Raw genomic sequence first — 25,579 nt, 5'->3', positions numbered from 1 at the left:
ACCGCCCCTGACTCACATAGCGTTAGCAGGCTCGAACGGGCACCCACGCCAAACGGAAATCACCACCGCCCGAACCACCAACGCCGCGGAATTGATTGCCAGCCGCTTAGGCGACGCGTTTTTTGGTTACTTTTTGGCGCTCGGCCAAAAAGTGACCCGCCCAGCAGGGCGGAACCACGCGGTTCAAAAGCCGACAGCATGTCACCAACAGCGCCCACACCGAATAAACCTCAACACACCTTAACCGCAGCCCGCGGCAACCCCTCCCCCACCGCCTCCATCGCCGCCAGCGTCCCCGCCACATGCCTCACCACCTGGTCACAAAAAACCTGCCTCCCCCCCGCCAGAAACAACGCATGATCCATACACCCGTGCCGATGCACGGTGATATGCGTGAACGCCGCCAGCGCTTCCAGGTCTCTGCCAAAGCGCAGCTGGGCCTCATCGAGCCCCATGTCCTCCGACCCGTACAGCATGTCTGTCCGCACCCCGCGCTCGTTCAGGCTGCGCATCGCGGCCCGTGCGTAAGCCGTGGCTGAGGCCAGGTCTTCGCCGCCGCGCAGCCGCGTCAGGCGGAATGCCACGCGCTCGGTGGCGTGCCGGTATGCATGGCGCGCCATGGCCGCGGCGAGCGGGGCGATCCGTACCTGCCCCTGCAACACCCGCTGCCAGTTGCCGCCGCGGCGCGCGGCGGAGAGCCAGCCCTGCCACGAGCGCGCGCCCCTGCCCGCGTTCCGGTCGTCGGCGCGGTCCCAGCGGAATTTCACCAGGTTGGCCAGCACCAGGCCGTTCACGCCGGCGTTGGCCAGCGCGGCGTGCAGGCTCAGGAACGCGCCGGAGCACACCCCCGCCAGCACGATGCAGCGGAAGCCGCGCGCGCGCATCCAGTCGACCGCGGCGCTTACGTCCGCGCGCGGGCCGGGCGAGTAGATCTTTGGAATGCTCATGCTGCGTGGCGCGCGCGGGCTGTCGCCGAGCGCGGATACGTCCAGCCGCAGCGACGCCACGCCCTGCCTTGCCAGCCGGCGCGCCAGCGTGACGAACATGCGGCCATCGCCGACATGATGGTTGCCGCCGGTATTCGGGAAGATCACCGCGACCGGCGCGGCGGCCGCGTCGGGCGGCATGCACAGGATGCCGAACTGGCGCCGCGCGTTGAGCCAGACCGATTCTTCGACCACGCCATCAACCGCCACGCGCAGCGACGCCGCACCGGCAGCGCCGGGCAGGTGACGCCGCGCGGTCGGCCGTACTGCCGGCAGTGCGGCCGACCGCGGCGCCGACGCAACCGGCACCGGCGCCAGCCACTGCACCAGTCGCCGCCACGTCTGCGCCGGCACCCCGGCAAACTCTGCCGATTGCATCATGTCGGCATAGTCGGTGAATCCGGCCGTATCGACCTGCGCGCCGCCGTCGGTGTAGTACTGCGCCAGCGCGCCGGCCGCGGAGGCGGTGCCCGGCCACGGGTCGAGCACCAGCACGCGCGGCGCGGGGCAGTTGGTGCCGCGGTCGAGCCGCAGCGCCTCGAGGTCGCGCACGGTGTCGGCGCTGAAGCGGAAGGCCAGCACGTCGATCGCACCAGCCGGCGGCGGCGGCGGGGTTTCGGTCGGACCGACGCTGTTGAGCCAGTTCAGATGCAGTGCGCGCAGCTCGCGCAGGTAGGCGCGGCCGTTGACCACGGGCGCGAGCAGCACCAGCGCGGCGACGCCGCCCTGCCATGCCGGGTGCGAGCGCATCGCCTCGGCGGCCTGCACCGCCAGGCTGGCGCCGGCGCGCAGCCCGCACAGCACGATGCGCTCGGCGCCGGCAAGCGCGCGCAGCTGCGCGGCCGCGGCGACGATGCTCGCGGCGGCGCGGCCGACGAAATGCGGCGCGTCGCAGGCGCCGGCGGAGTCGCCGGTGCAGGGATAGTCGAAGCGCAGCGCCGGCATGCCGGCCGCGGCGAGGTCGTCGGCAAGATGCCGCCATGCCCGGTGCGACCACATGGCCTCGTGGCCCAGCGGGGCGCACAGCACCACCCCGGTCTTTCCTTGTGCCTCGTGCAGCCAGCCGGCACAGCCTTCAAACATAAGCCGCCTCATGTCGCCTCCTGGCGAGCGGATGGCCAGCCGCCGAGCCGGTAGAGCCAGACCCGCATATGCACGCAGAAACGGGTACGCTCGGCTGCGCTGCCTGCTTCCGCGCCCCCTTATTCTTTTTTCTCTTCGCGGTGCAGCGCCTGTCCGATCCGGCGCGAGATCGGCGCCGTCGCCGGCATGCCGAGGTAAGGATTGACGCTGCTGAACTCAGCCCGGTTGCTGCGCTTGGCGACCACGCAGTTGAGGACGCCGCCCAGCAGGCGCGCATCGGCCCGTTGCAGCCGCTTGAGCGTTTCATCGACCTGGCCGGGCAGCGTCGTGTCGGCACGCAGCACCACCAGGGTCGAACCGGCCAGGTTCGCGACCAGGCTGGCATCGGCCACCGCCAGCACCGGCGGCGTGTCGATCAGCACCAGGTCGAAGCGGGCCGCGCACTGGCGCAGCGCTTCGGCCATGCCCGGGCGCATCAGCAGTTCGGAAGGATTCGGCGGCGGCAAACCCGCCGGCAGGATCGACAGGCCGTTGACCACCGTGGGCCGCACCGCGGCGGACAGCGGCACGTGCCCGGTCAGCAGTTCGGCCAGGCCGGATTCGGCGGGCTGGTCGAACCAGCTCGCCACGCGGCCGCGGCGCAGGTCGGCGTCGATCAGCAGCACGCGCTGGCCGGCCTCGGCGAACAGCACGGCCAGGTTCACCGATGCAAAGGTCTTGCCCGCGCCGGGGGCCGGGCTGGTGACGGCGATGACATGGTCGGGCGCGCTGCGCAGCGCGAAATGCACCGCGGCGCGGATATTGCGCAGCCCTTCCACCGCGAGCGAGTGCGGCGCGTTGCGCGCCAGCAGGAACTGGTCGTGCAGGCCCAGCCGCAGCATGCGCTCGGCGCTGTCGTCGTCTTCCAGCGCGGACACGTCGATCACCGCGCTCGACGGCCGCGGCCGCTCCAGGCGCGCCGACGGCGGCGCGGCGTAGCCCGCGGCCACGCCCAGCAGGGCCTTGGCCGACACCATGCGCTCGAGCGCGGCCTGTTCGCGGCTGAAGGCAATGTCGCCGAGCATGGTGATGCCGAGCTTGTCCTCGGCGTCATTGGCGCTGGCCACGGTGGGGCGCACGCGCTGGCGCAGCGTCAGCGCCCCGGCCGCCAGCAGCATGCCCAGCACGCCGCCGCCCGCGGCCGGCGTCCACGGTCCCATGCCGACCGGCACGGTGGGGGTGAGCGCGTTGTCGACGATGCGCACCTGCCCGGTACGATCGAGCTGCGCCAGCGACAGCTGCTCGACCTTGTTGCGCAGCGTCATGTACATGTCTTCGGCGACCTTGACGTCGCGCGTCAACGCCACCGATTCACGCTCGGACGCCGACAGGTTCTGCATGCGCGCGTCCATCTCCTGGCGCTCGCGCGTGAGCTGCTGGATCTGGCTGTCGACGGTGCGGACCTCGTTGGCTTCGGTGGTGAAGCGCTGCAGCAGCTTGGTGCGCTCCAGCCGCAGCAGCGCGATCTGGCGCTGGTATTCCATGCTGCCGTTCAGGTACGACTGCACGTCCTGGCTCGGCGCCAGCGAGCCCGAGCGCGAGCGGTAGCGCGTCAGCGCGCTCTCGGCGCGCTCGAGTTCGGCCTTCACGCGCGGCAGCTCGCCCGACAGGAAGGCCAGCGTCGCGGCGGTGTCGTCCTGGCGCTGCTCGGCCTGGCCCTTGATATAGGAATCGGCAATGCCGTTGACCAGCGCCGCCGCGGTGGCGGGGTCGCGGTTCTGCCAGCTGATGCGCAGCGTGGTGGCGTCGCTCGATTCGCTGTCGACGCGCAGCTCGCGCGTGACGGCATCGACGGTCAGCGTCAGGTCGCGCCGCGTGACCAGGAAGCGCGTGCCCGGGCGCGCCTCGATCCGCCCCACCAGCATCGAGATGCCGCCGGCCTCGGCCACCTGGCCGGCGCGGCCCTCGACCTGCGCGTCCGGCCCGCTCAGCCGGAAGCCGTTGTCGGGCAGGATCTCCAGCGTCAGCGGCACGTTCAGCAGCCGCGCCGGCACGTTCAGGCGCTCCACCGCCACGCGCTCTCCGCCCCATGCATAGCCCAGCTCCGCCGGCCACGGCCCGCGCAGCTTGCCGGGCTCGGCGAAGTGGTTGACCAGGCTGCCCAGCAGCGGCGCGCGCAGCGGCTGGATCTCGATGTCCAGGTGCAGGCGCTCGACCACCGGGCCGACCACGGCGCGGCTCTTCAGCATGCCCAGGTCGAGCTGCGGGGTGGCCGTGCGCCCGGCGGCGTCGCGGGTCTGCACCTGCACCAGCGACTTGGCGCGATACAGGTCAGGCGTGGACAGCCACGCCAGCCAGGCAAGGGCCGCGCCGGTGACCCCGGCGGCAAGGATCCAGCCTGCGTGGTCCAGCAGCACGCGCGCGTTCGCGCCGCTGCGCGGCGACACCTGGTCGGGTACCGGTACGGCTCCGGCAAATGACATTCTGCTCACGACTTCTCTCCCGCCAAACGCTGCCTCACGCCAATCACGCAGCAGCCGGTGCGTGCCCGCGCGCCTGCCGGCGCCCGGGCGCATGCACTGGCCGCCGACCCCTTACTTGCGCCCGTAGTTGTCTTCGAACCTCACGATGTCGTCCTCGCCCAGGTAGGCGCCCGACTGCACCTCGATGATCTCCAGCGGCGTCTTGCCCGGGTTCTCGAGCCGGTGCAGCGTGCCGATGGGGATATAGGTCGACTGGTTTTCCGAAAGAATGCTGATGTTGTCGCCGCAGGTCACGCGCGCGGTGCCGCGCACCACCACCCAGTGCTCGGCGCGGTGGTAGTGCATCTGCAGCGACAGGCTGGCGCCGGGCTCGACCACGATGCGCTTGACCTGGAAGCGGTCGCCGCGATCGATCGAGTCATAGCAGCCCCACGGCCGGCGCACCTTGCGATGATTTACCACTTCATTGCCATGCTCGGAACGGATGCGCTGGACGATGTTCTTCACGTCCTGCACATGGGCCTTGTCCACCACCAGCACCGCATCGGCGGTTTCGACCACCACCACGTCCTGCACGCCGACGCACGCGATCAGGCGGCCTTCGGAATGCGCCAGGCACGAGCTCGCGCCGTCGAACAGCACGCGGCCGCGCCCGGCATTGCCGCTGGCGTCCTTGGGCGCGATATCCCAGATCGCCGCCCACGAGCCCACATCCGACCAGCCCGCGTCCAGCGGCACCAGCATGCCGGCGATATCCGGCAGGGTCTCGAGCTTCTCCATCACGGCGTAGTCGATCGAGTCCGACGGGCACGCGTGGAACGCTTCCTTGCCCAGGCACAGCACCTCGCCGGCGCAGGCGGCGTGTTCGCTCGCCGCATAGGCGGCGCGGCATTGACGCGCCATCTCGGGCTGCAGCTCGGCTACCGCGCGCAGCCACACCGAGGCGCGCACCACGAAGATGCCGCTGTTCCACCAGAATTCGCCCGACTCGACATAGTGCTTGGCCAGCTCCAGGTGCGGCTTCTCGACGAAGCGGTCCAGCATGAAGGCGCCCTGGTCGGCGCCGCCGGCCGCGCGGATGTAGCCGAAGCCGGTCTCGGGCGCCACCGGCTTCACGCCCAGCGTGACGATGGCACCGTGGTCCGCATGGTGGATCGCGGTGGCGATGGCCTCGCGGAACGACGCGACGTCGGCCACGCTGTGGTCGGCCGGCGTCACCACCAGCACCGCATCGCCGCCCTCGCCCGCAGCCGCGAGCGCATGCAGCGCGGCCACCGTCAGCGCCGGCGCGGTATTGCGCCCGCACGGCTCGGACAGCACGCGCGCCGGCTTGCCGGCGCGCTTCATCATGTCGGTGATCATGAAGCGGTGCTCTTCACCGCAGACCACGATCTGCGCCGCTTCCATGCCATCGGGGCGGCCCGCGAGCGCGGCCACGCCGGCGAGGCGGTTGGCCGTGGCTTCCAGCAGCGTGTCTTCGGCGATCAGGTTCAGCAGCTGCTTGGGGAACTGCTCGCGCGACAGCGGCCACAGGCGCGTACCGGCGCCGCCGGCAAGGATCACCGGCTGCACCACCGGCAGCGCGGCGCCATGTACCGCCCTGTCGCCCAGCCCTTGCAGCGCTGCATGGATTTCGCCGTTGACCGGCGGCGGCGTCTGGTTCTCTTCCCGGGTCCGAATTCGCATCATGCCTCCTGGCGTGTCGGATGTTCCAAGCGTCCCGTGCTTCCTGCGCGTGAGGCCCGGCGCTGCGCAACCACCGCGACGGTCTCGCAGAAACGGGTACGCACGGCAGCGGTCCCTGACCGCCATGACGGGGATGCCAGCCAGTCTAGGCAGGCGTCCTGGCGCAATCTGTTCGATTCCGCACACGCTACTTGCGCCGCCGCGGCAGGCCGCGCGCACGCGCGCCGCGCTGGCCTGCGATCGCGCGCGCTTTGTTGGAGAACGCACCGATAGCCGCGGCCGCCGGCGTTGCAATACAGTGGGCCGTGCAGGCGCAGCGCCTGCCTTTGCGGCCCGGCGGCATGCGCGCACTGCGGAGGAACGACATGGAGCGGGCGGTGGCAACGACGGCAGCAATCCGGGCAACCACGGCCACCGACCGCGGCGGCTACCACTACACGCGCCAGCTGCCGTGCCACGTGGCCAGGCCGCTGCAGCGCTCGCTGCACGACGAGGCCGCGATCTGGCAGCAGAGCAATTGCTACATGGACCTGTGGATCGAGCTGCTGTATGGCTGGGGGCTCGACCCGCGCGCGGCGCTGGCGTTCACCGTGACGCAGGACTACGAGGGCGATCATTTCACCTTCTTCAAGTACCCGCCGGCGGACCTCGAGCTGCTGTACGGCACGGTGGTGCAGGAGATGGCGGTCTACGACACGCTGCAGGCCCACCTGGTCGAACAGGTCGGGCGCGGCCATACCGTGCTGGTCGAGGTGGACTGCTTCTACCTGCCCAACACGCGCGCCACCGCCTACCGCCAGGCGCACGCGAAGACGTCCGTCGCCATCGACCGGATCGACCCCGCTGCGCAGCAGCTGTCCTACTATCACGGCGTTGGCTACCACACCGCCGCCGATGAGGACTACCGCGGGCTGCTGCGCCTGACGCCCGAGCTGCGCGACGGCAACATCCTGTTCCCGTACGCCGAATGCGCCAAGCGCGTGCGCGCGCCGCTGCGGGAAGCGCACGCGGCCGACGCCGCCGCGGCGCTGATGCGCCGCCACCTGGGCCGCCGCCCCGCGCAGAACCCGGTCACGCGCTGGCGCGCCGACTTCGACCAGCATGTCGCGGTGATCCTGGCGCGCGGCGATGCCTACTTCCACCTCTACGGCTTCAACCTGCCGCGCCAGCTGGGGGCGAATTTCGAGATGCTGCATCACTGCCTCGCTTGGTTCGGCGAGCATGGTTACGATGTGCCCGCGCACGTCGCACGGGCGGCCAACAGCATCGCCGCGGAAAGCAAGGTGCTGCAGTTCCGCCTGGCGCGGGCCATGGCGCGCGGCCGCGCGGACCGCTGCAGCGAATGCCTGGACACCATGGAGTCCGCTTATGAAACGGTCATCGCCGGCCTGCTGTCATCGTTCGGCGCCGCCGATCCCGCACAGCCGGCCTGCGCCTGACGCCAGCGGCAAGCGCCGCCAACGTTGCCAGCACCGCGGGCGCACGGCGCCTGCCGTGCCGCGCGCCCGTCGCGCTTCAGGCGTGGGCCAGCGCGGGCAGCAGGCGGTCGTACTCGCGCTTGACCAGCTTGTAGCATTCGCAGGAATGCTTCTCGAGCCCGCAGTGATCGAGGATGGTGATATGGCCGCGGCTGTGGTGGATCAGCCCCAGGTTTTCCAGCTTCCCGGCGGCTTCGGTCACGCCTTCGCGGCGCACGCCCAGCATATTGGCGATGACCTGCTGGGTGATCACCAGCTCGTTGGAATTCATGCGGTCGCGCGCCAGCAGCAGCCAGCGGCACAGCTGCTTGTTCAGCGAATGGTGGCGGTTGCAGGCCGCGGTCTGCGCGATCTGCGTCAGCACCGCCTGCACATACAGCAGCGTGACGCGCTGCAGGGTCGGCAGGTAGGACAGCTCGGCACGCAGCGCGCGCGCGGGAATGCGGTAGGCGAAGCCCGGGCTGCGCACTTCGACGCGGCTGGGCATGGTATCGCCGCCCGTCACCACCGGAATGCCGACCAGGCCTTCATTGCCGACCGCGGCAAACTCGACCGTGGCGCCGTCCTCGAGCAGCGACAGCAGCGACACCACCGACGTGGTCGGGAAATACACATGGACGATGCGCTGGCTGGTATCAGTCAGCAGTTCGCCGGCACGCAGCCGGACCAGTTCAAAGTGGCGCGACAGCGTTTCCCATTCCTGCCGCGGCAGGGCATTGAGCAGATGATTGACATGCAGGTCCGACCGTTGCGTGATCATGGTGATTCTCCCCGTTGACCCGGGACCGGCACTGGGCCGCCGCTCGCGCACTGGCTGCGTGGTGCAAAGCCCGGCTGTACCGCTCCACCCGTGACTGATGCTTACCGACTTGTTGACACTGCGCATGACTGACTGACTTGACGACGGCCGCCATCCGCCTTGCTTCCCGACGCGCAAGCCCTGCGGTGCGCTGTGTGCCTGCCTCGTCGTGTGACTGTATTAAGTGCTATGGCGCACTGAAGCGACAGTAGGCTGACGGTTGGTACTCGTTCATCCTTTGGTTGGTTGGTAGCAGGCCGGCGTGGCGCTTGCGGCTGGCGGCGAATGCAAGTCGCACGGCGCTGGCATGCCGGCGCCAGGTCAACGCCGGACCGGCAGCGACACGCTGCCAGGCTAGTCATGACAACGGAGAAACCGGCCTGCAGTGACGGCCGGTGGGGCCTGTACGCCTTATGTGCGCGAGGCGTCGTGGCTGGCGGATCGGTCGGCATTGATGGCGTAGATCTCGCCCGAAGGGATGGCGCCGGACGCCGCGGCCGGGCCGCTCTCATGCATCAGGCGGAGGCGGTGCGGCGAGCGTCGCCGCGCCGCACGCGCCTGCGTCACGCTCACGCCACGCTTGCGCCGAAATGTGAGGCCAGCGCCGGCACCGTGCCCTGGTAGGCCTGCTCGAGCTGGTCCAGGCAGTCCTGGCAGGGATCCGACTTGCGGCTGATCACCGCGCGCATCAGCCGGAACTGCATCACCATGGCTTCGGAGGCCATGGTGTAGCAGGCCTCGCCGATGCAATCGGGCAGCGAGTGCCCGTGCAGCACCAGCCAGCGCAGGTAGCGCCCGAGCAGCTCGAAATTGGCGCCCAGCTGGCGCAGCACGCTGGCCGCATAGACCTGGAAGTTGGGCTCGCCGCGCGCCATCAGGTGCTCGAGATGCCCGGGGAACGCCATGCGGAACACGCTGATCGGGTTGTGCTGCGGACGGCGCGACAGGTGGTGGCGCAGCAGTTCCAGCGAAGTTCGCATCAGCGCGGCATCGGTCAGCGCGGCAAAGCGCCGCCGTGCCACCGACGCATGCGGAAACGCCGCCACCTCGCCGTAGCCCACCGTCGCCGGGCGGAAGATTGCGGCATAGTCCTCGCCGCTGGCGGTGTGGTAGCCGTCGCCATGGAAGTAGCCGACGGCGGCCGCCTCGGGCACCAGCACGTCGATGCCGATGCACGAGCGCATATGCTGGCGGCGATAGGTGCCGGCCGGCTGCGGCAGCTGGTAGCTGTCGACCTCCAGCAGCACCACGTTGCCGCGCGCGGTCTGGGTGGCCACATGCGCCTCGAGCCGGTCATACATCGACAGCTCGTGCGTGACGATGCCGTACAGGCGCTCGAGGTCGTTGGCGGGGAAGGCCGACAGTGTGAACTGGTCGCCCTCGAAATCCTGCGCCACGGTGAACGGCAGCGCGGCAATGGGTTCCAGGTCCCAGCCCTGCAGCAGCTCGACCCACAGGTCGATCTGCTGGTTCGCATGGGACCAGACCGGATTGCCGCCATGCCAGGTGGAGCGGCCTGCGCGAACCCTGGCCCTGCCGTCGCCGTACATTTACCCCCCCCACAGCGTGTCGCGGACGGTCTGGGGCCAGCGTGCCGGATCCAGCCCGTGGTGGCGCAGCAGCGCCAGCGCCATGCGCTCGACGCCGATGCCGACACAGCCCGTATGCGCAGTGGCGCCGTCCGCGCTGCGCAGGTCCCACATATGGCCGAAGTGGTCCATGTGGTAGTTGAAGCTCATGCACGCCGAAGGCGGCGCGCCGTCGTTGATCGGAATCAGCAGTTCGAACTTGAGCCTGAACTCGCGCTGGCTTTCGGCGACCAGCTTGCCGCCGCGCCCGAAGAACGGATCGTTGGCGACGTCGATCTCCACCGGCAGCTGCAGCGCCGTCGCCAGCTCGGGCACGCGCTCGAGCCACTGCTCGCGGAACGCCGCGATGCGCTGCGGCGTGCCCAGGCAGACATACTCGCGCTGGCGGAACAGCTGCATGCGGGTCGGCTCGAGCGAGGACTCATGGCGAAAGCAGTACGACATCACGTCGACCACCTTGCCGCCCTCGGGCAGCGGGCCGCGCCGCGCGATCACCGGGTAGACCGGATAGCACGCCGCCGGGGTCAGCACCACGCCGGTCGGCTGCTGCTGGTCGGTCCAGTCGCTCTTGTCTTCCAGCCGCGCCAGCAGGCGGCGATGGCCCTTGTCGTCGCCGCAGAAGCTGTGGACGGTGCCCGCCAGCTGCGGAAAGCTCTTCATGTAGCCGCTGGTCTCGAAATCCGCCTGGCCCATCGCCGGCGGGAAGTGCAGCGTTTCCGCGCCCAGGCCGCGCCCCAGGTGCGTCATGACGTTGTTCATGCCTTCGCAGATCGATTCGAAGGTGGTGTTGCGACCATACAGGCCAGGCACGCCGGTCGGGATCATCAGGCCCTCGGCCACCAGCTGCTCGAGGAAGGTGGGGCCCGATGCGTGCGGCGCCGGCTTGCCGCGTCGCGTGGCGGGGTCCGGCTCGGCCGCGGCGCCGCCCTGGGCGGTGCCGTCGGTCAGGGGATGGAGGTCCATGCGATCTCCCTCAGGAACGATCGGCCAGCAACGGACTGGCGGTGTTGGTCGGAACATGGCGGCCCGGGCGGGGGATCATGCCGCCTCCTGCTGCTGCCGGATCTGCTCGACCGCGGCGGCCAGCGAATCGACGCTGCGGAACAGCTGGCGCGTCAGCATATGGTCCGGGATCTCGATGTCGAAAGCGTTCTCGAGCGCGAGCATCACGTGCACGGTGGCCAGCGACGACAGGCCGGCGGCATACAGGTCATCGCTGTCTGCCAGCTCGTCGAGCGGCACGTCGAGCCGGGCAACTTCGCCCAGGATGCTGCGTATGGTTGCTTTCATGGATCACCTCCGGTTTTATGCGTGCGGCCTATTGCACGCTTAACAGGCTGCGGCTTCGGTACGTTTGCGCACCAATCCGTGCGCCCCCCGGGTACCGCCGCAGCCGCGCCTCAATACGCACTGGCGCCGGTCCAGCCGTGCAGCGCGGTGCGCAGGATGATCTGCAGGTCGAGCTGAAACGACCAGTGCTGGATGTAGTAGATGTCGAACTCGATACGCCGGCGCATCTTCTCGACGGTATCGGTCTGGCCGCGCAGGCCGTTGATCTGGGCCCAGCCGGTGATGCCGGGCTTGACCCGGTGCCGCAGCATGTAGCGGTCGATCAGCTCCTTGTAGAGCTCGTTGTGCTCCATCGCATGGGGACGCGGGCCCACCACCGACATCTCGCCGCGCAGCACGTTGAAGAACTGCGGCAGCTCGTCCAGGCTGGTGCGGCGCAGGAAGGCGCCGACCCGCGTCACGCGCGCATCGCCGCGTACCGCCTGGGTCACGCCCACGTCGGCGTGCTTGCGCATGGTGCGGAACTTGAAGACATCGAACGGGCGCCCGTCCATGCCCAGCCGCCGCTGCCGGAACAGCACCGGCCCGGGCGACGACAGCTTCACCAGCACCGCCACCACCAGCAGCACCGGCGCCAGCCCGACCAGCGCGGCCAGCGCGAAGGCGCGGTCGAAGCTGGCCTTGAGCAGGCCGGTGATGCCCGACACCGGCGGGCTGTTCAGGTCGATCACGGGCAGGCCGAGGAACTCGCTGAAGCGGTGGCCGAGCAGCTCCACCGACATCACGTCGGGGATCCAGCGAATGTCGATCAGCTCGTTGCGGAACTGGCGCACCACGTCGTACAGGTCGCGGCACGCCACCATCGGCAGCGTCAGCCAGATCTCCCTGACCGCCTGGCTGCGCACGAACAGGTTGACCTCCTCCATCGTTCGCAGCGACACCACGCCGTCGGGCACCGCGATCGGCTCTTCATGGTAGATGCCGACCACACGATAGCCCGCGGCGCGGATCTGGTCGACGCGCAGATACATCTCGCGCCCAAGCGGCCCGTAGCCAAAGATCACCACGCGCTTGGCGTTGATGCCCTGCTCGCGCACATTGCCCAGCATGCGGAACATGACGGCGCGCACCCCGGCCAGCGCCAGCAGGCTGGAACCGAACCAGCCCAGCGACCAGACCCGCGACACCGCGGCGATCTGGTGCATCAGGAACGCCGTCATCAGCCCGACGATGAACACCGTGGCCCACGCGGCGAGCAGGCGCAGCACCAGCGCCGCACGGCTGCGGCCGCGCCACGATTCATAGATGCCGAAGGCGGGAAACACCGCCAGCACCCCGATCGAACACAGCGCGGCAAGAAAGCCGTGCACCGGCGCCGCGCCGCGGATGCCCTCCGGAAAGTACAGCGCGCCGATCATCACCGCGCAGGCGCCGACCAGCACCGCATCGGCCAGCCGGTACAACAAGTGCAGCGCCGTGTGGCGCTCTGCCGCAAAGGTCGAACTGGATGCCATGGCTGCCCACCGCGAATGCAATGCTCGATGCAGCGATGGTTGCCGAGCGGCCCGCCAGTGTCTGTTGGCGGGCGCACACAGCCCCGGGGCGGAGAAGTCGGTGCGGTTGTGCTCAGCCGGGCCCGGAGCGCACTGCGGCGTGCATCGTGGCGTACGCGGGCGCGCGCCCGTGCATGGCCCATTCGCCGCGCTGGAAGGGGCGGTCGCGCCCGGACAGCAGCATGGCAAGCTGCTGGATCAGCCCGTGCGAGGCGCCCACGGTGCCGGTCATCGGCATCACCAGCGCGGTGGCCAGCACCACGCTCGCCAGCACCATCGCCAGCGGTCCGTGCGGCGTGGTGCGCCGCAGAATGAACGGCAGGCTCACGCACAGGCCCACGCCCAGGCCGCCCGCCACCTCCGACACCGAGTGCGCGTGCAGCGCCAGCCGCGACACCCCCACCAGCAACGCCAGCGCCACGCCCGCGGCCGCCGCCAGCCAGCCCAGGCGCCGCCGCGCGGCCGGCACCGCCAGGTAGAGCAGCACCGGCAGCACCGACGCCGCCATCATCGCGTGGCCGGAGAAGCCGGTGAAGTTCAGCGCCGCACTGCCGATGCCCCAGCCCATGAACGCGAGCTTGGATGCCAGCACCAGCAGCGCGGCCGTGGCGAACGCCAGCGCCCAGTGGCGCGCGCTGCCGGGCGCGCCGCGCCAGTACAGCCACAACGCCAGGAACACGGCGCAAGGCAGCAGGTATGCGGATTCACCGAACAGGGAAACGAGATGCCAGTGGCTCATGGGCGGGCGCAAGCGGTAAGCGTCAGGGTCTGGTGGCGCAGCGTACCACCGCGCCGCGCGCGGCGGCATCGGCCGCCTGGTCCAGCGCCGCACGCACGCGCAGCGCGGCACCGGCCTGCGCCGCTCAGGGTGCAGACAGGTTGAGAGTGCATGACCGCATTGGCCGTCTGGTGGATAGAGAGTCTTTGCGCAATTCGATATGTTCAATCGGGATCGCTGCCCTTGCATCACCGGGGCAGCGTTTTCAAAGCCCGCATGGTCCCCCGGTCGGCGGGCTTCTTTTTTCCCGGCCGGGAAGGCATCGTCGCGACGGTGGCGGCAACGGCGAGAGCGTGCGGCCCGCGCACAATGCGGCCGCACGATGCAGCCGCACGATGCAGCCGCACGATTCGGCCCGCACAAACGCACAGCGGCACCGGGCGCTCGCGCCGGGTGCCGCTGCACAACCGCTGCGCGTGCCTGGGTTCAGCTCACCAGTGACGGCGGCACGCGGTGCCGATGCTGCGCGATGATCAGCGCCTTGAGGCTCTCCACGCGCAGCAAGGCTTCGCGCTCGCCGGCCGCGCGCGCGGCATCGGCGGCGGCCAGCTCGCAATCGAACTGGCGCCCGTGCAGTTCTCCCCGGTACAGCAGCGGCTCGTCGCTGCCGGCAGCGCCATCCGCGCCGCAACCTGCCTCATGATGGGCGGCGAGCCTGATCTCGAAGCAGCACGCCCACTTTCCCCGGCCCTCGCGCACCGCAAAGCCGCGCACGACGAGGAACTCCAGTCCGGCCTCCATACGACCCCCTTCTTCCCGGGACGGCCAGCCTGCGCATGAGGGCCAGCTTCTGCCTCCGGGCGAATCAAGCATAGGCCATCAGCAATATTGCGCCCTCATCCGGTGGTTGTAGGAGGGGTCGCACAAAGGAGGGAGGGCGCGGGCGAGCGGCCCGCGCCCAGCGACAGCGCCATGCGCGGGAAACACTGCCCGCCGGCCCACACCAGCGCGGTGGCCGCGCACACCAGCTCCACCGCCGCGGGCAAGGCAAGGCAGCCGCTGGCGCCGAGCAGCGCGGCATGCAGGATCAGCGCGGGATCGAGGCGATCGGACAACACCAGCCAGCGCCGCGGCGCCAGGCGCGTGTGCAGCTGGTCCAGCCATGCGCGGGGATCGCCATCGAGGCCGCTGCAATCGATCACGGCGATATCCGCGGGATCGTGCGGCAATTGCGCACCGGCATGCGCAGGCGTCTGGCTCGGGACGGTCGGAGGCTTATGCGTTGCGGTCTGCGCGGGTACAGCCGGGGTCGGCGCATGAGCGGAGGTTTGCAGCCATTGCGGCGTGCGGCAGTTGATCGGCTTGGGCAGGTCGAGCGCGTGCAGGCGTCGTGCCAGCACCCGGCTCATCATTTCATTGCTGGCGATCAGGTAGGTCGGCATGGACTCGGTCCGGCGGCAACCCGGGCGGCCAGGGCAGCGGCCGCGCGGTCGGAGCCGGGCCTGCGGGCGGCCCGGCGGGGAAGGCATCGCACCAGCGCCAACCGCCGGCGTCGGTCGGTGCGGATGTCTTCCCTCAGAAGGTAGCAAGCCACCGCCACCCCTGCCTCATGCTTTTGGCGGAGCATCGCGCAGCAGAAGGATGAGGCGCGCGGCCGGCATCGCCCGTGCGCGCCAGCCGCTCATGCCGCCTGGCCTACGGGCGCCGGCATACGCGCCGGCTGCAGCGCCGGCATGCGCGCCGGCGCTGCAGCCGGCTCCGGTCCCGCCCAGTTGAGCGTGGCCCCCCGTTGCAGCGCCACGTAGACCGCTTCGCCCTTGTTGCGCACATGGAGGCGCTGATACAGGGTGCAGGCGTGCGTCTTGGCCGTGGCGATCGAGATATTCAGCATGCGGCTGACGGTCTTGATCGGATAGCCGCGCGCCAGCAATGCCAGCACTTCGTACTGGCGCTCGGTGATGTTGAGCAGGTGCGCGCCGGCCGATGGCGTTTCGTACCCGGTGGCGTGGGCGGGGAACTGGCGTTGCGCCACCGGTGCCGCGCTGTCGTGGCCGGTATCGCCCACGCCGGGGCGCAGCGTCACCACCGGGACATCGCCGGCAGCCGCCGGCGCGAGGCGTGCCGCAGCGGCGTCCGTGCCGGCGTGCCGGCCGGGCAATGGCTGGCTCGACGCCGGGAAGCACTCGCCGCCCGCCAGCACCAGCCGCACCGCCGCATCCAGCGCGTCGGCGCTGCAATGCTTGGGCACGCAGCCGCGCACCGGCTCCGGCAGTCCGACCTCGGGCAGCGCCGGCATCGCGTGCTCGCTGAGGACCAGTACCCGTTGTGGCTGCAGCCGCTGGCACAGTTCTTCCAGCATGGGCCAGCCGCTGGCCTGGTCGGACGGCAGTCCGTAGACCATCAGGTCGGCATCGTTGAGCCACAGGTCGGAATCGATGGGCGCCAGCGGATCGATGTCCAGCAGGTCGTCGTCGAGGTGTGCTTGGGCCAGCAGGTGGCGCAGACCCAGGCGCAGGAGGGGGTGAGGCTCGATCAAGAGGATGGTGGCCATGGCCGCTCTCTTATTATTGCGGCAAGCCCGGACCCCGCGAAAATCCGTGCCTGCTTGTCGGACGTGCCCCGCTATCCTGCGGTTGCACCTCCCTACGATCCGCCAGTGCTCCGGAGACGCCGTACAGCCTTCCCGTCTGGCTGCAGGTCGTCCTTTTTCCTGGAGATAACGGATCGCCCCGGTGTGCGTGTGAAACGCTTCTGTTGCAAGAGCCTTAGATTCGGCTGAAGTCTGATCTAAGCATTTATAACTCCTGAGCTGCAGCATATGAAACGTGCCCCGCGAATGCAAGGTAATGGTGCGCTGCAGCGGGTAATCCCCAACTGACGCTTTGCGCCACGGCCCGGCCGGTCTGGATACCGGCTGATTGCAGCATATGGGCGAAACCTTGCTGGCAGGCCTGTGCATCTTGCGCCATCGCGCATAAAATTATCGGCATTGCGTTTTGCTGTGCATTTCGGGCCGGACGATTTCTGCCTCGTCCCGGGTGCCTTATAAATCAATAAGTTAGCGATACTGCGCAAGCTGCCGATGATTCCTGCCGCGCCCTCTGTCAGCCTGACCCGAAGCGAGTTCGCCGCCGTGCGCGCCTATGTCCAGGGCATGCCGGCCGCAATGGTGGTCCCCCGCTATCTCGCCAACGACACCGACGACGACGACGCCGGCACCGAATCGGCGCTGCGCATCCTGCTGGGCTTGCGCGACCGCATGGTCCAGCTCGCCCACCTGCACGGGCGCGCGGACCTGGCCGAACTGCTGCTGGCCGGCCCCGGGCGCTCGAACCGCGGCATGGACCGTCGGGTCGACGCGCTTGGCGAACTCGAAAGACTGGGCACGGCGGCGCCGCAGGTCCAGCACAGTGTGGAACTGTGGTTTGCTCCGGCACTGGCGCGGCGTCTGCGCAAAGCCGGAATAGTGACGCTCAAGTCTCTTCTGGATGTTGCCAATCAGCGCGGGACCGCCTGGTGGCGAGCCGTGCCGCGCATTGGCGCTCTCGCCGGCAGCGCCATCAACCGGTGGCTCGGCGAGCATCGCACGGTCTTCAAGGGCGCGGATGGCGCGCCATTGCTGCACGCGCACGTCGGCAACCGCGCGTCGCTGCAACCGGCGGCACTGGGTCCGGCGCTGCGCCAGCCGTTGCCGCTCGAGTGGCTGAGCGAGTCGCCGGCGGCTGCCGGCCCCGGCGACGCCTGTCCGTACAGCGATGGCGTAACGGCAGTCAAGGCGTGGCTGCGCGCTACCACCGACGGCCACGGCAGCACCTTTGCCGCGTATCGCAAGGAGGCAGAGCGGCTGTTGCTGTGGGCGGCGATCGAGCGCAGCAAGGGGCTGTCGCAGCTGAACCTGGACGACCGCCGGGCCTACCTGGCGTTCCTGGCCAGCCCCGAACCCGCCAGCCGCTGGTGCGGGCCGCGCGCGCCGCGCCACCAGGCAGCGTGGCGTCCGCTGACGGGCCCGCTGGGCCCGGCCAGCCAGCGCCACAGCCTGCGCGTGCTGGCCGCGTTGTTCCGGTGGATGCACGATAACGGCTACGCTTGCGCGGCGCGCTGGCCGGCGCAGCTTGGGGCCGAAATGGCGACGGCGGCGGACGCGGTGGCGGCTATACCGTCGCCTCGCGCGTCGCTGCCGGAAGACAGCGTCGCCGCCTTCCTGTCATGGCTGAGATTGCAAGCCGAAGCCAGCGACGGCCAGCGCTACCGCGCCGCGTACGCGGCCATCCTGCTGTTGCGAGAGCGAGGGCTCGGTCTGGACCAGCTGTCATCGGCAACGCTGCGATCGCTCTGCGCATCTGTGTCTGCCGGCGGCATGGCCGTCGCATCGGGCAACCTCGACAAGGATAAGGACGCGTTCCGCCCGGGGAGCGGGCTTGCGCCCGCGACGCGGTTGGCGCTGGCGCGGCACTGGCAGGACCGCAATCTGGAATGGGAGGATCCAGGCATGGAGGACGCGTGCCTGATCGGCCCGGCGACCGCACCGCCCACCGGGCGTGCGCGCCGCAAGCGCGCGGCACAACCGCTGGGCGGCTATTCGGTGCGCGGCCTGCATGCCCTGCTTGCGGCCATCCTGGAACGCTATCGAAAGCGTGGCGATCCGGCATTCGCGGCGCGTTCGCCGCGCGACCTGATGGCCTGAAAGCTAAAAATAAAAAGGGGCAGTTGTCGCCACTGCCCTTTTTTCTGCATTCGCTAGGCATCTCGGTGCCGGCGACACCGCGGACACAATCTGGCGGCCGCCCGTTTCAGCGATTCAAAGCAACGTCTTGTCGAGTCCGAAGCGGGACTTCAAGGCTTCAACCAGGGCCTCGCGCGCACTGCGGTCGGTCAGCTGCACGTCCAGCATCACGCGCCCGGAATCCCATTCCTTGATGGTACCGAGCAGCTGCCCGCTGTCGGTGCGGATCTTGTACTGGCGGCTGATTTCCTTGACCTTGCGCGCCTTGCCCTCCTGCGCCTGCTTGCGGATTGCTTCGACCTCGCGGCTGGACAGCCCGTCGTGGATGATGCGCCCCGCCAGTTCGCGGGTCCGCTCTTCGCCCGCCAGCTTGAAGTACAGCGTCAGCTCATAGCCAGCGGCAATGCCGATCGCGCTGGGGCATTCGCGCATCACGCCGAGCACCGACTCCGGCAGGCGCAGCAACGCAAGCGTCTTGTTCACCGTGCCGGCGGAAATGCCGGTCAACTCGCAGATCTCCTCTTCCTTCTGGACCTTGCCCTCATCGAGCAGCTGGCGCCAGGCAATGGCATTGTCGAGCGCGGACTGGTCCGAGCGCTGCTCGTTCAGCATGAACGACAGCCGGTAGAAGTCCAGGTCGCTCAGGTCGTTCTCGACAAAACATTCCATTTCAAGCTTGCCGGCGGATGCCAGGGCGCGCTTGCGGTAATGACCGTCGATCAGGATGTAGTGGCCTGGTCGCGCAGGATCCGGCGCCGCCAGGCCCGGGGTCTTCTGGCCATGCGTGGCGATCGACGCGGCGCGCTCCTGCACCACCGCCGGATCGTAGATGCGACGAGCATTCAGTGGGTTGTCATGCAGCTGCGCCAGCGGAATCCGGATCAGCTGCCGGCCCGCGGCGACGTCGTCGAGACTTTCAGCGCTGAAAGCGGGCGACGTTTCGGCAGCCCCCCTGCCCTGCAGCAGGCCGTTGGGATGCTGGGAAATAGCCGCTTCCGCCCGAGCGAAGCGGTCCATCGTATCGTTCCGGCTCTTCTCGGCCGCCATGCCGGCGAGCATGCCGGCTTTCAGGCTTTTTAGTTTGGTAGCCATGCCTATTGCTCAATCAAAGACAACACTTCATCGACCATCATGTCGACCTCCTGAACCGCCTCGCGCGCGCCGGCCACGCCATGGACGGTACAGCCGATCGCCTGGCATTCGCGGAACGCCGAACGCGAGCCGATCATCGAATTCAACAGCGGGACATCGCCATCATCGCCAAGGATTTCAATCGCCTGGCGCGCAATCGACACCCGACGCTGGACCATATTGGCCATGACCCGGATCAGCAGCGATTCGTTCTGTACCTGGGCATGCTGAGCCAGCGTCTTGGCGGCCACCGCCGCCCAAAGGTCCGGCGGGGACGGCACGACGGGAATGATGGCCAGGTCGGAAATCAGCAACGCGCTGGATGGCGCTGCCGAATGGACTGCCGGCGGGCAATCCACAACGATGTAGTCGTAATCCTGGACGAATTTGCGGACCTCGCGGTGCATGGCGCCGCCGGATGGTGCCAGCCCGATGACCGAAGCGGGAAATGGCCGCTCGTCGCTGGCCTGCGCCGCCCACCGGGTGGCGGTCCCTTGCTCGTCCATATCGACCAGCATCGAGCGCGCGCCGCGCAAGCCCAGCGTGCCGGCAAGGTGCATGCTGACCGTCGTCTTGCCGCAACCGCCTTTCTGGTTGAAGACCGTAATGATTTTGGCTGGCACTGCGACCTCTCTTTCAGCGCTGAAAGCGCGGTTGATTCTTAAGGCGCAACTGTAGCCAAAAGCAGGTGACGTATCAACCGTTTTCCAATTTAACAAATATTGTGTTTCAAGCCGGTGGGCGCCGGACTGCCCATAAATCATGGGAAATCAGGCAAGTCGGTAAAATTGCTTGAAAATCGGACCGGAATGTGCCTAAAGTATCTGTAGTGCGCATTACGCCGCACATGACACCGTAATCCAAAGTGGTTATGATGCGCGCTACAGTCGAGTCAAGTCGTGTCACCTCGTCGGCTTCCGTTCGGTATCTACGAGAACTCAACGTGCTTGAACGGTTGTTTGCGTTGTGTACAAGAACTTGCTTCGAAAAGGAAATTCCTATGGCAACCGGTACGGTCAAGTGGTTCAACGAGACCAAGGGCTTTGGCTTCATTACCCCGGACGACGGTGGTGCAGATCTGTTCGCGCACTTCTCGGAAATCCAGGGTTCGGGCTTCAAGACCCTGAAGGACGGGCAGCGCGTGACGTTTGAAGTCAAGCAAGGCCCGAAGGGCCTGCAGGCTTCGGCAATCAAGCCGGCCTGATCCCAGCCTCGGCTGGGCTCTCACCCGCCGCGACGCGTTCGCAGCGGGCAACAAAAAAGGCAAGCGTTTCACGCTTGCCTTTTTTGCGTCCGGGCGTGCCTGCGCGCGGGCGGCGTCAGCCCAGCTTGCGCACGCTGGTGCGCGATGGCTGCAGGATCAGCGCCTTGGACGAGTCCGCGTCCACCTTGGCACCGGGGTAGACCACCAGCACGTCTTTCAACGCCTTGCGGAACAGCGCGCGGAACTTGCGTTCGCTTTCGGTTTCCGTGCCGAACTGCATCTGCAGCGCTTCCCAGGGGATCTCGGTGCGACGCTGGATCGTGAAGAACCGGTAGGTCAGCCACGAATACACGTCGAGCGCGAACGGCGACTGCTTGAGCGCCTTGAGCGCGCGCATGTCCACCGGCACCGGCCGGTTGACCAGCTCGTTGAAGAACGGCTCGGACAGCACCACGAAGCTCTCGAACATCGAGCCCTGGCCGGGCTGCATCGGATCCCACCAGGTCGACAGCTGGTCGGCCAGCAGGTAGCCCACGCGATCGATCGACAGCGGCTCGTGGTTGGGGTTCTGGTTCTGGCTCGGCGTCGACTTGTTCTGGACGATGGCAATGGTCGCCGAGAACAGCCGGATCATCTGCTGGCGCACCAGCGTCATGGTGCCGCGCTTGCCCCCGGTGGCCATCGGGATGCCGAGGTTGTACATGAACTCCGACAACGAGTTGCCAAGCGAGATACGCCGGTCTTCCACCGTGCCGGTGAATTCGCCGCGCTTTTTCTTCGCCATGATCTCCTTGCCGATCCAGGCCAGCATCAGGCGCGGATAGGAGCCATACGGGTATCCCAGCGACACCGTCTCCGACACCAGCTTCTGGCGGCCGTTGGCGGCTCGCTCGGAGCGTTGCTGCGTGAAATAGCCCGGCTGGATCATCAGCGAGATATTGCCGCTGGTGCGGGTCCAGACCGGCGGCGCGCCCTTGGGCGCGCGATAGGGCAGCGTAACCTGGACGCTGGCGCGGCTGAGGAAGCCAACCTCACCACTTTGCCAGGCGTCTTCGCGCTCCATGGCCTGTGCTTCGTCGAACAGGCGCTGGAATTTCTCGGACGGAACCAGGTTGTTCTCGTTGCCGGGAACAATGATGCGGGAGGGCTCGGCGTCCAGGTCGAGGACGCTTCGATCCCCCGTGGCGGCCGGGGAGCGTTTGATGGGCATAGTGGCTTGCTTCGGATTACCCGCCTTTGTACTCGAAGCCGCAAAGCTTGTCACGCAGAAACAGGTACACAAGCCACCGCATTGCCCGCGGGGTTCTTGCGAGCCGGGAGGATCTAATGGCTGGTCGCATGGTGGCGGACGGTGGGCAACCCGGCAGGGTTGTCCACGGTTCGCCAGCCATCAGCTACCAGTAAACGATACCGATACGGGTTAACTACTTGTAAACCGTATACGTGAAGCCAAGCCCATTGATTCGTAAGGGGAAATCAACGCCCCGCGAACCCGATTCTGCGGCGATCCGTACCCGATTCAGCGAAGGGCCGAACCCGTATCTGCGACCATCCGAACCTGTATCTGCGGCCGGCGCGAACCGGATTCTGCGGGGATAACCGCCGTCGCCCACAGGCTTCTCCACAGGCAAGATCCCGCAAAGCGTACCCGATTCTGCGAGATTTCTGGCCGCCGGGCGCGCTGGGCGGCCGGTTCCCGCCCAAAACGGTGGATAACTGAACCGTCAGAGGGTTATCCCCGCAGAAACAAGTTCGCGCCCCAGTGCACAACCGGTATCACTAACCGCGCCCCCGTACCCATTTCTGCGAAAACCCCTGCCAAAGCGTACCTGTTTCTGCGGCGTACCCATTTCTGCGACCCGGTCCTCGCGGCTGGCTTCGCCGTTGAGCGTACCTGTTTCTGCGCACGCGGAGGATGATGCGGCCGAACAAGCCGTACCTGTTTCTGCGTCGATTCCGGCTCGGGCGAGAACGGACCTTCCACCAAGTTTCCATTATACATCGGCTTTACATAGAAAGCTAGTACTCACACCCACCGTATACGTGATGCATATAGGCTTTGCTGCGGCGTACCCGTTTCTGCGACCCTGTCGAAAGGTGTCCTGGCGTGCGCGGCTTGCACAATGGCGCTGCTGCATCGGTGCGTACCCGTTTCTGCGAAGGCCCTTACCGGCCAACCGGCGCAAGTCCGTACCCGTTTCTGCGAACGGCTGGCTTGAGGAGCGTCCGGGGCCGGCTTCTGCGTCGCAACACGGTGCGTACCTGTTTCTGCGGCGGCTCGCCGGGGCCTGGGATGTGGATAGGCCAGGGTCTGGACGGCGTGGGGAAGCGCAGAGAGGGCGCAAAAAATTTTTGTCGCGTACCCGTTTCTGCGTAGCCAACGGACGCGTGGGAGGAGGCGGGGAGCCAACACGTACCCGTTTCTGCGAACCTATTCGCTGGCAGGGACGAGGCTCAGGGGGATGGTGCGTACCTGTTTCTGCGTGCACCGGCCAAGCGCCAGTCGCACTGCCCCGCAGCATCGCGTACCCGTTTCTGCGAAGCGGGGCGACGCAGCGACGAGCTGCGCCCCATCAGGCCGAAGTGCGAGAAAAGACGAGAAAGCGGCGGGGCGAAGGGGAGGGCAAACCGACACCGCACCGCGATGCGGCGGCAGAAAACAAAAAACCCCGCCAGGGGCGGGGTTCTTACGCTGTACGGCGCACACCAGGTGCGCCGTTGGCGGTCAACGCTTACAGCGGGGTGATGTTCGCGGCCTGCAGGCCCTTCGGGCCATTCTTGACTTCGAACTGCACGCGCTGGTTTTCCTGCAGCGACTTGAAGCCGTCGGCACGGATTTCCGAGAAGTGAGCGAAGAGGTCGTCACCACCTGCGTCCGGCTTGATGAAGCCGAAGCCCTTGGCGTCATTGAACCACTTGACGATACCGGTTTGCATGATTTGCTTTCCAGAAAAAGGACAAAAAAGATCGCATGACGAACACGCCATCCGACACGGGGAACTCAAGGAAAGGACACCATGGACAACCGAAGTACCAGACGGTGGCTAACGAATGAACTGTTGCCTCGTCGCTTGAATCTAGGCGCGTTTATACGGGGGATTGCCGCCAGCGTCAAGATGGGGACGGCCCCCATGGCCGGGCTTGCCGGGGGCGCCCCAGGACTGGCCTGCCGCGTGCGCGTCGTGGGATCATCACGCCTTTTGCATGTTGCTTATTCGTGCCCGCCGTGACAGGGCCGGGCCGGGCGGTACAGAGTACGCTTGCCCATCGGGGCAGCGCGGCCGCATGCCCGGTCCCACCGGCACCGCTACTGACCCACGGGTCGAAGTTGCCGCGGACACGATAAGACACCAGGAGACCATTCATGTCGATGCCGGATCCCGCTTCCAAGCCGGGCACGTCCACCCCCGCAGCGGCCCACGCCGCGCCATCGCTGCTCGAGCGGGTATTCAGGCTGCGCGAGCACCAGACCGATGTCCGCACCGAGATCCTGGCCGGCATCACCACGTTCCTGACGATGGCGTACATCATCTTCGTCAACCCCTCCATCCTCGGCGATGCCGGCATGCCCAAGGACGCGGTGTTCGTCGCCACCTGCGTGGCCGCGGCGATCGGCACGCTGATCATGGGCTTCTACGCCAACTATCCGATCGCGATGGCGCCCGGCATGGGCCTGAACGCTTATTTTGCGTACACGGTGGTCAAGGGCATGGGCTTCCCATGGGAGGCGGCGCTGGGTGCGGTCTTTATCTCCGGCTGCCTGTTCCTGCTGGTGACACTGTTCCGCGTGCGCGAGATGATCGTCAATGGCATTCCGCATTCGATCCGCGTGGCGATCACCGCGGGCATTGGCCTGTTCCTGGCCATCGTTGCGCTGAAGAACGCCGGCATCGTCACTGCGAGCCCGGCCACGCTGGTGACCATCGGTGACCTGCACCAGCCTTCGGCGGTGCTGGCCATCGTCGGCTTCTTCGTGATCGTCGCGCTGGACCACCTGCGCGTGAAGGGTGCCATCCTGATCGGCATTCTGCTCACCACGCTGCTGAGCTTCGCCTTCGCCGGCAACACCTTCCACGGTGTCTTTTCCGCGCCGCCGTCGCTGAGCCCGACGCTGCTCAAGCTCGATATCACCGCGGCCTTGTCGATCGGCATCATCAACGTGGTGCTGGTGTTCTTCCTGGTCGAACTGTTCGATGCGACCGGCACGCTGATGGGCGTGGCCAACCGCGCGGGACTGCTCAAGGCCGGCAAGATGGACCGGCTCAACAAGGCGCTGATGGCCGACAGCACCGCCATCATGGCGGGCTCGTTCCTGGGCACGTCGTCCACCACCGCGTATATCGAAAGCGCCTCGGGCGTGCAGGCGGGCGGACGTACCGGCCTGACCGCGGTGACGGTGGCCGTGCTGTTTCTCGCGGCACTGTTTATCGCGCCGCTGGCGGGGACGGTGCCCGCCTATGCCACCGCGCCGGCGCTGCTGTATGTGTCGTGCCTGATGTTGCGCGAGCTGCTGGAGATCGACTGGAACGACGTCACCGAGGTGGTGCCCGCGGTGATGACGGCGCTGGGCATGCCCTTCACCTATTCCGTCGCCAACGGCGTGGCGTTCGGCTTTATCAGCTATGCCGCGCTCAAGCTGCTGACCGGACGCGCGCGCAGCGTGCCCGTGATGGTGTGGATCATCGCAGCCGTGTTTATCTTCAAGTTCTATTACCTCCCGGGGCACTGAATCGCACGCGTGGGTCAACGACAAGTCTCGTCTGCAGGCGGCCCCAGGGCCGCCTTTTTTATCGCCGTGATGCCACGCATCGCAGTTCGCACGAGGCTGCAGCGTACCCGATTCTGCGTGCGACCGACGCCGCAAGGCTCGTCAGGCG

20 protein-coding genes are annotated in these 25,579 nt (G+C 67.7%); 4 read left to right on the top strand and 16 right to left on the bottom strand.

Annotated features, from left to right (window positions below; genetic code table 11):
* Nucleotides 1-230: 230 nt before the first annotated feature.
* The 3 genes from A2G96_RS31210 to A2G96_RS31200 all read right to left on the bottom strand — a co-directional run bounded on the left by A2G96_RS31210 (nt 231) and on the right by A2G96_RS31200 (nt 6,217).
* Nucleotides 231-2,069 (bottom strand): alpha/beta hydrolase family protein, encoded by a 1,839-nt coding sequence (locus A2G96_RS31210; RefSeq protein WP_150124294.1) that lies wholly within the window; start codon nt 2,067-2,069, stop codon nt 231-233.
* A gap of 119 nt (nt 2,070-2,188) precedes the next feature.
* Complete coding sequence (locus tag A2G96_RS31205) at nt 2,189-4,531, bottom strand: polysaccharide biosynthesis tyrosine autokinase (protein ID WP_062803967.1); 2,343 nt, start codon at nt 4,529-4,531, stop codon at nt 2,189-2,191.
* A gap of 111 nt (nt 4,532-4,642) precedes the next feature.
* Nucleotides 4,643-6,217: a mannose-1-phosphate guanylyltransferase/mannose-6-phosphate isomerase gene (locus A2G96_RS31200; RefSeq protein ID WP_410170663.1), complete on the bottom strand. Its 1,575-nt coding sequence runs from the start codon at nt 6,215-6,217 to the stop codon at nt 4,643-4,645.
* Nucleotides 6,218-6,582: 365 nt separating this feature from the next.
* Here A2G96_RS31200 and A2G96_RS31190 point away from each other — a divergent pair, with 365 nt between their 5' ends.
* Nucleotides 6,583-7,656, top strand: a complete 1,074-nt coding sequence (locus A2G96_RS31190) for a DUF1839 family protein (RefSeq protein WP_062803965.1) — start codon at nt 6,583-6,585, stop codon at nt 7,654-7,656.
* 76 nt (nt 7,657-7,732) lie between these two features.
* Here A2G96_RS31190 and A2G96_RS31185 read toward each other — a convergent pair whose 3' ends face one another.
* The 9 genes from A2G96_RS31185 to A2G96_RS31145 form a co-directional block, all read right to left on the bottom strand.
* Entirely contained in the window at nt 7,733-8,455 is a 723-nt protein-coding gene (locus tag A2G96_RS31185; protein ID WP_012354880.1) for a Crp/Fnr family transcriptional regulator, read from the bottom strand.
* 608 nt (nt 8,456-9,063) lie between these two features.
* On the bottom strand, nt 9,064-10,044 hold the full coding sequence (locus A2G96_RS31180; RefSeq protein WP_062803964.1) for a DUF1839 family protein: 981 nt from the start codon (nt 10,042-10,044) through the stop codon (nt 9,064-9,066).
* Nucleotides 10,045-11,046 (bottom strand): amino acid--[acyl-carrier-protein] ligase, encoded by a 1,002-nt coding sequence (locus tag A2G96_RS31175; protein WP_062803963.1) that lies wholly within the window; start codon nt 11,044-11,046, stop codon nt 10,045-10,047.
* Between the two features lie 75 nt (nt 11,047-11,121).
* Nucleotides 11,122-11,373 (bottom strand): acyl carrier protein, encoded by a 252-nt coding sequence (locus tag A2G96_RS31170; protein ID WP_062803962.1) that lies wholly within the window; start codon nt 11,371-11,373, stop codon nt 11,122-11,124.
* Nucleotides 11,374-11,483: 110 nt separating this feature from the next.
* Nucleotides 11,484-12,887 carry an undecaprenyl-phosphate glucose phosphotransferase gene (locus tag A2G96_RS31165; protein WP_062803961.1) on the bottom strand — a complete coding sequence of 468 codons (1,404 nt, stop codon included), beginning with the start codon at nt 12,885-12,887 and terminating at the stop codon, nt 11,484-11,486.
* Between the two features lie 112 nt (nt 12,888-12,999).
* Nucleotides 13,000-13,665: a phosphatase PAP2 family protein gene (locus A2G96_RS31160; RefSeq protein ID WP_062803960.1), complete on the bottom strand. Its 666-nt coding sequence runs from the start codon at nt 13,663-13,665 to the stop codon at nt 13,000-13,002.
* 465 nt (nt 13,666-14,130) lie between these two features.
* A complete protein-coding gene (locus A2G96_RS31155; RefSeq protein WP_062803959.1) occupies nt 14,131-14,445 on the bottom strand; it encodes a hypothetical protein in 315 nt (104 codons plus the stop codon).
* Between the two features lie 95 nt (nt 14,446-14,540).
* Nucleotides 14,541-15,086 carry a helix-turn-helix domain-containing protein gene (locus A2G96_RS31150; RefSeq protein ID WP_062803958.1) on the bottom strand — a complete coding sequence of 182 codons (546 nt, stop codon included), beginning with the start codon at nt 15,084-15,086 and terminating at the stop codon, nt 14,541-14,543.
* 239 nt (nt 15,087-15,325) lie between these two features.
* A complete protein-coding gene (locus A2G96_RS31145; RefSeq protein ID WP_062803957.1) occupies nt 15,326-16,195 on the bottom strand; it encodes a helix-turn-helix transcriptional regulator in 870 nt (289 codons plus the stop codon).
* A 531-nt stretch (nt 16,196-16,726) separates the two neighbouring features.
* On the opposite strand from A2G96_RS31145, the gene A2G96_RS31140 reads away from it, so the two are divergent.
* Nucleotides 16,727-18,328, top strand: coding sequence for a phage integrase family protein (locus A2G96_RS31140; RefSeq protein ID WP_062803956.1), 1,602 nt, complete (start codon nt 16,727-16,729; stop codon nt 18,326-18,328).
* A 114-nt stretch (nt 18,329-18,442) separates the two neighbouring features.
* Here the strand turns inward: A2G96_RS31140 and A2G96_RS31135 are convergent, their stop codons facing one another.
* Both A2G96_RS31135 and A2G96_RS31130 read right to left on the bottom strand, forming a co-directional pair.
* Nucleotides 18,443-19,459, bottom strand: coding sequence for a ParB/RepB/Spo0J family partition protein (locus A2G96_RS31135; RefSeq protein WP_062803955.1), 1,017 nt, complete (start codon nt 19,457-19,459; stop codon nt 18,443-18,445).
* Between the two features lie 2 nt (nt 19,460-19,461).
* Nucleotides 19,462-20,121 (bottom strand): AAA family ATPase, encoded by a 660-nt coding sequence (locus A2G96_RS31130; protein WP_012354867.1) that lies wholly within the window; start codon nt 20,119-20,121, stop codon nt 19,462-19,464.
* A gap of 377 nt (nt 20,122-20,498) precedes the next feature.
* Between A2G96_RS31130 and A2G96_RS31125 the strand changes: the two genes are divergently transcribed.
* Complete coding sequence (locus A2G96_RS31125; RefSeq protein ID WP_006159056.1) at nt 20,499-20,702, top strand: cold-shock protein; 204 nt, start codon at nt 20,499-20,501, stop codon at nt 20,700-20,702.
* Between the two features lie 115 nt (nt 20,703-20,817).
* Here the strand turns inward: A2G96_RS31125 and A2G96_RS31120 are convergent, their stop codons facing one another.
* Nucleotides 20,818-21,912 (bottom strand): replication protein RepA, encoded by a 1,095-nt coding sequence (locus A2G96_RS31120; RefSeq protein WP_012354866.1) that lies wholly within the window; start codon nt 21,910-21,912, stop codon nt 20,818-20,820.
* 1,522 nt (nt 21,913-23,434) lie between these two features.
* Nucleotides 23,435-23,638 carry a cold-shock protein gene (locus tag A2G96_RS31115; RefSeq protein WP_010811149.1) on the bottom strand — a complete coding sequence of 68 codons (204 nt, stop codon included), beginning with the start codon at nt 23,636-23,638 and terminating at the stop codon, nt 23,435-23,437.
* A 428-nt stretch (nt 23,639-24,066) separates the two neighbouring features.
* Between A2G96_RS31115 and A2G96_RS31110 the strand changes: the two genes are divergently transcribed.
* On the top strand, nt 24,067-25,431 hold the full coding sequence (locus A2G96_RS31110) for an NCS2 family permease (protein ID WP_062803954.1): 1,365 nt from the start codon (nt 24,067-24,069) through the stop codon (nt 25,429-25,431).
* The last annotated feature ends 148 nt before the right edge of the window (nt 25,432-25,579 follow it).

It is taken from the genome of Cupriavidus nantongensis (assembly GCF_001598055.1).
Taxonomy (GTDB): domain Bacteria; phylum Pseudomonadota; class Gammaproteobacteria; order Burkholderiales; family Burkholderiaceae; genus Cupriavidus; species Cupriavidus nantongensis.
Note: the sequence above shows the minus strand (reverse complement) of the source record. Positions and strands in the feature narration are given on the sequence as shown.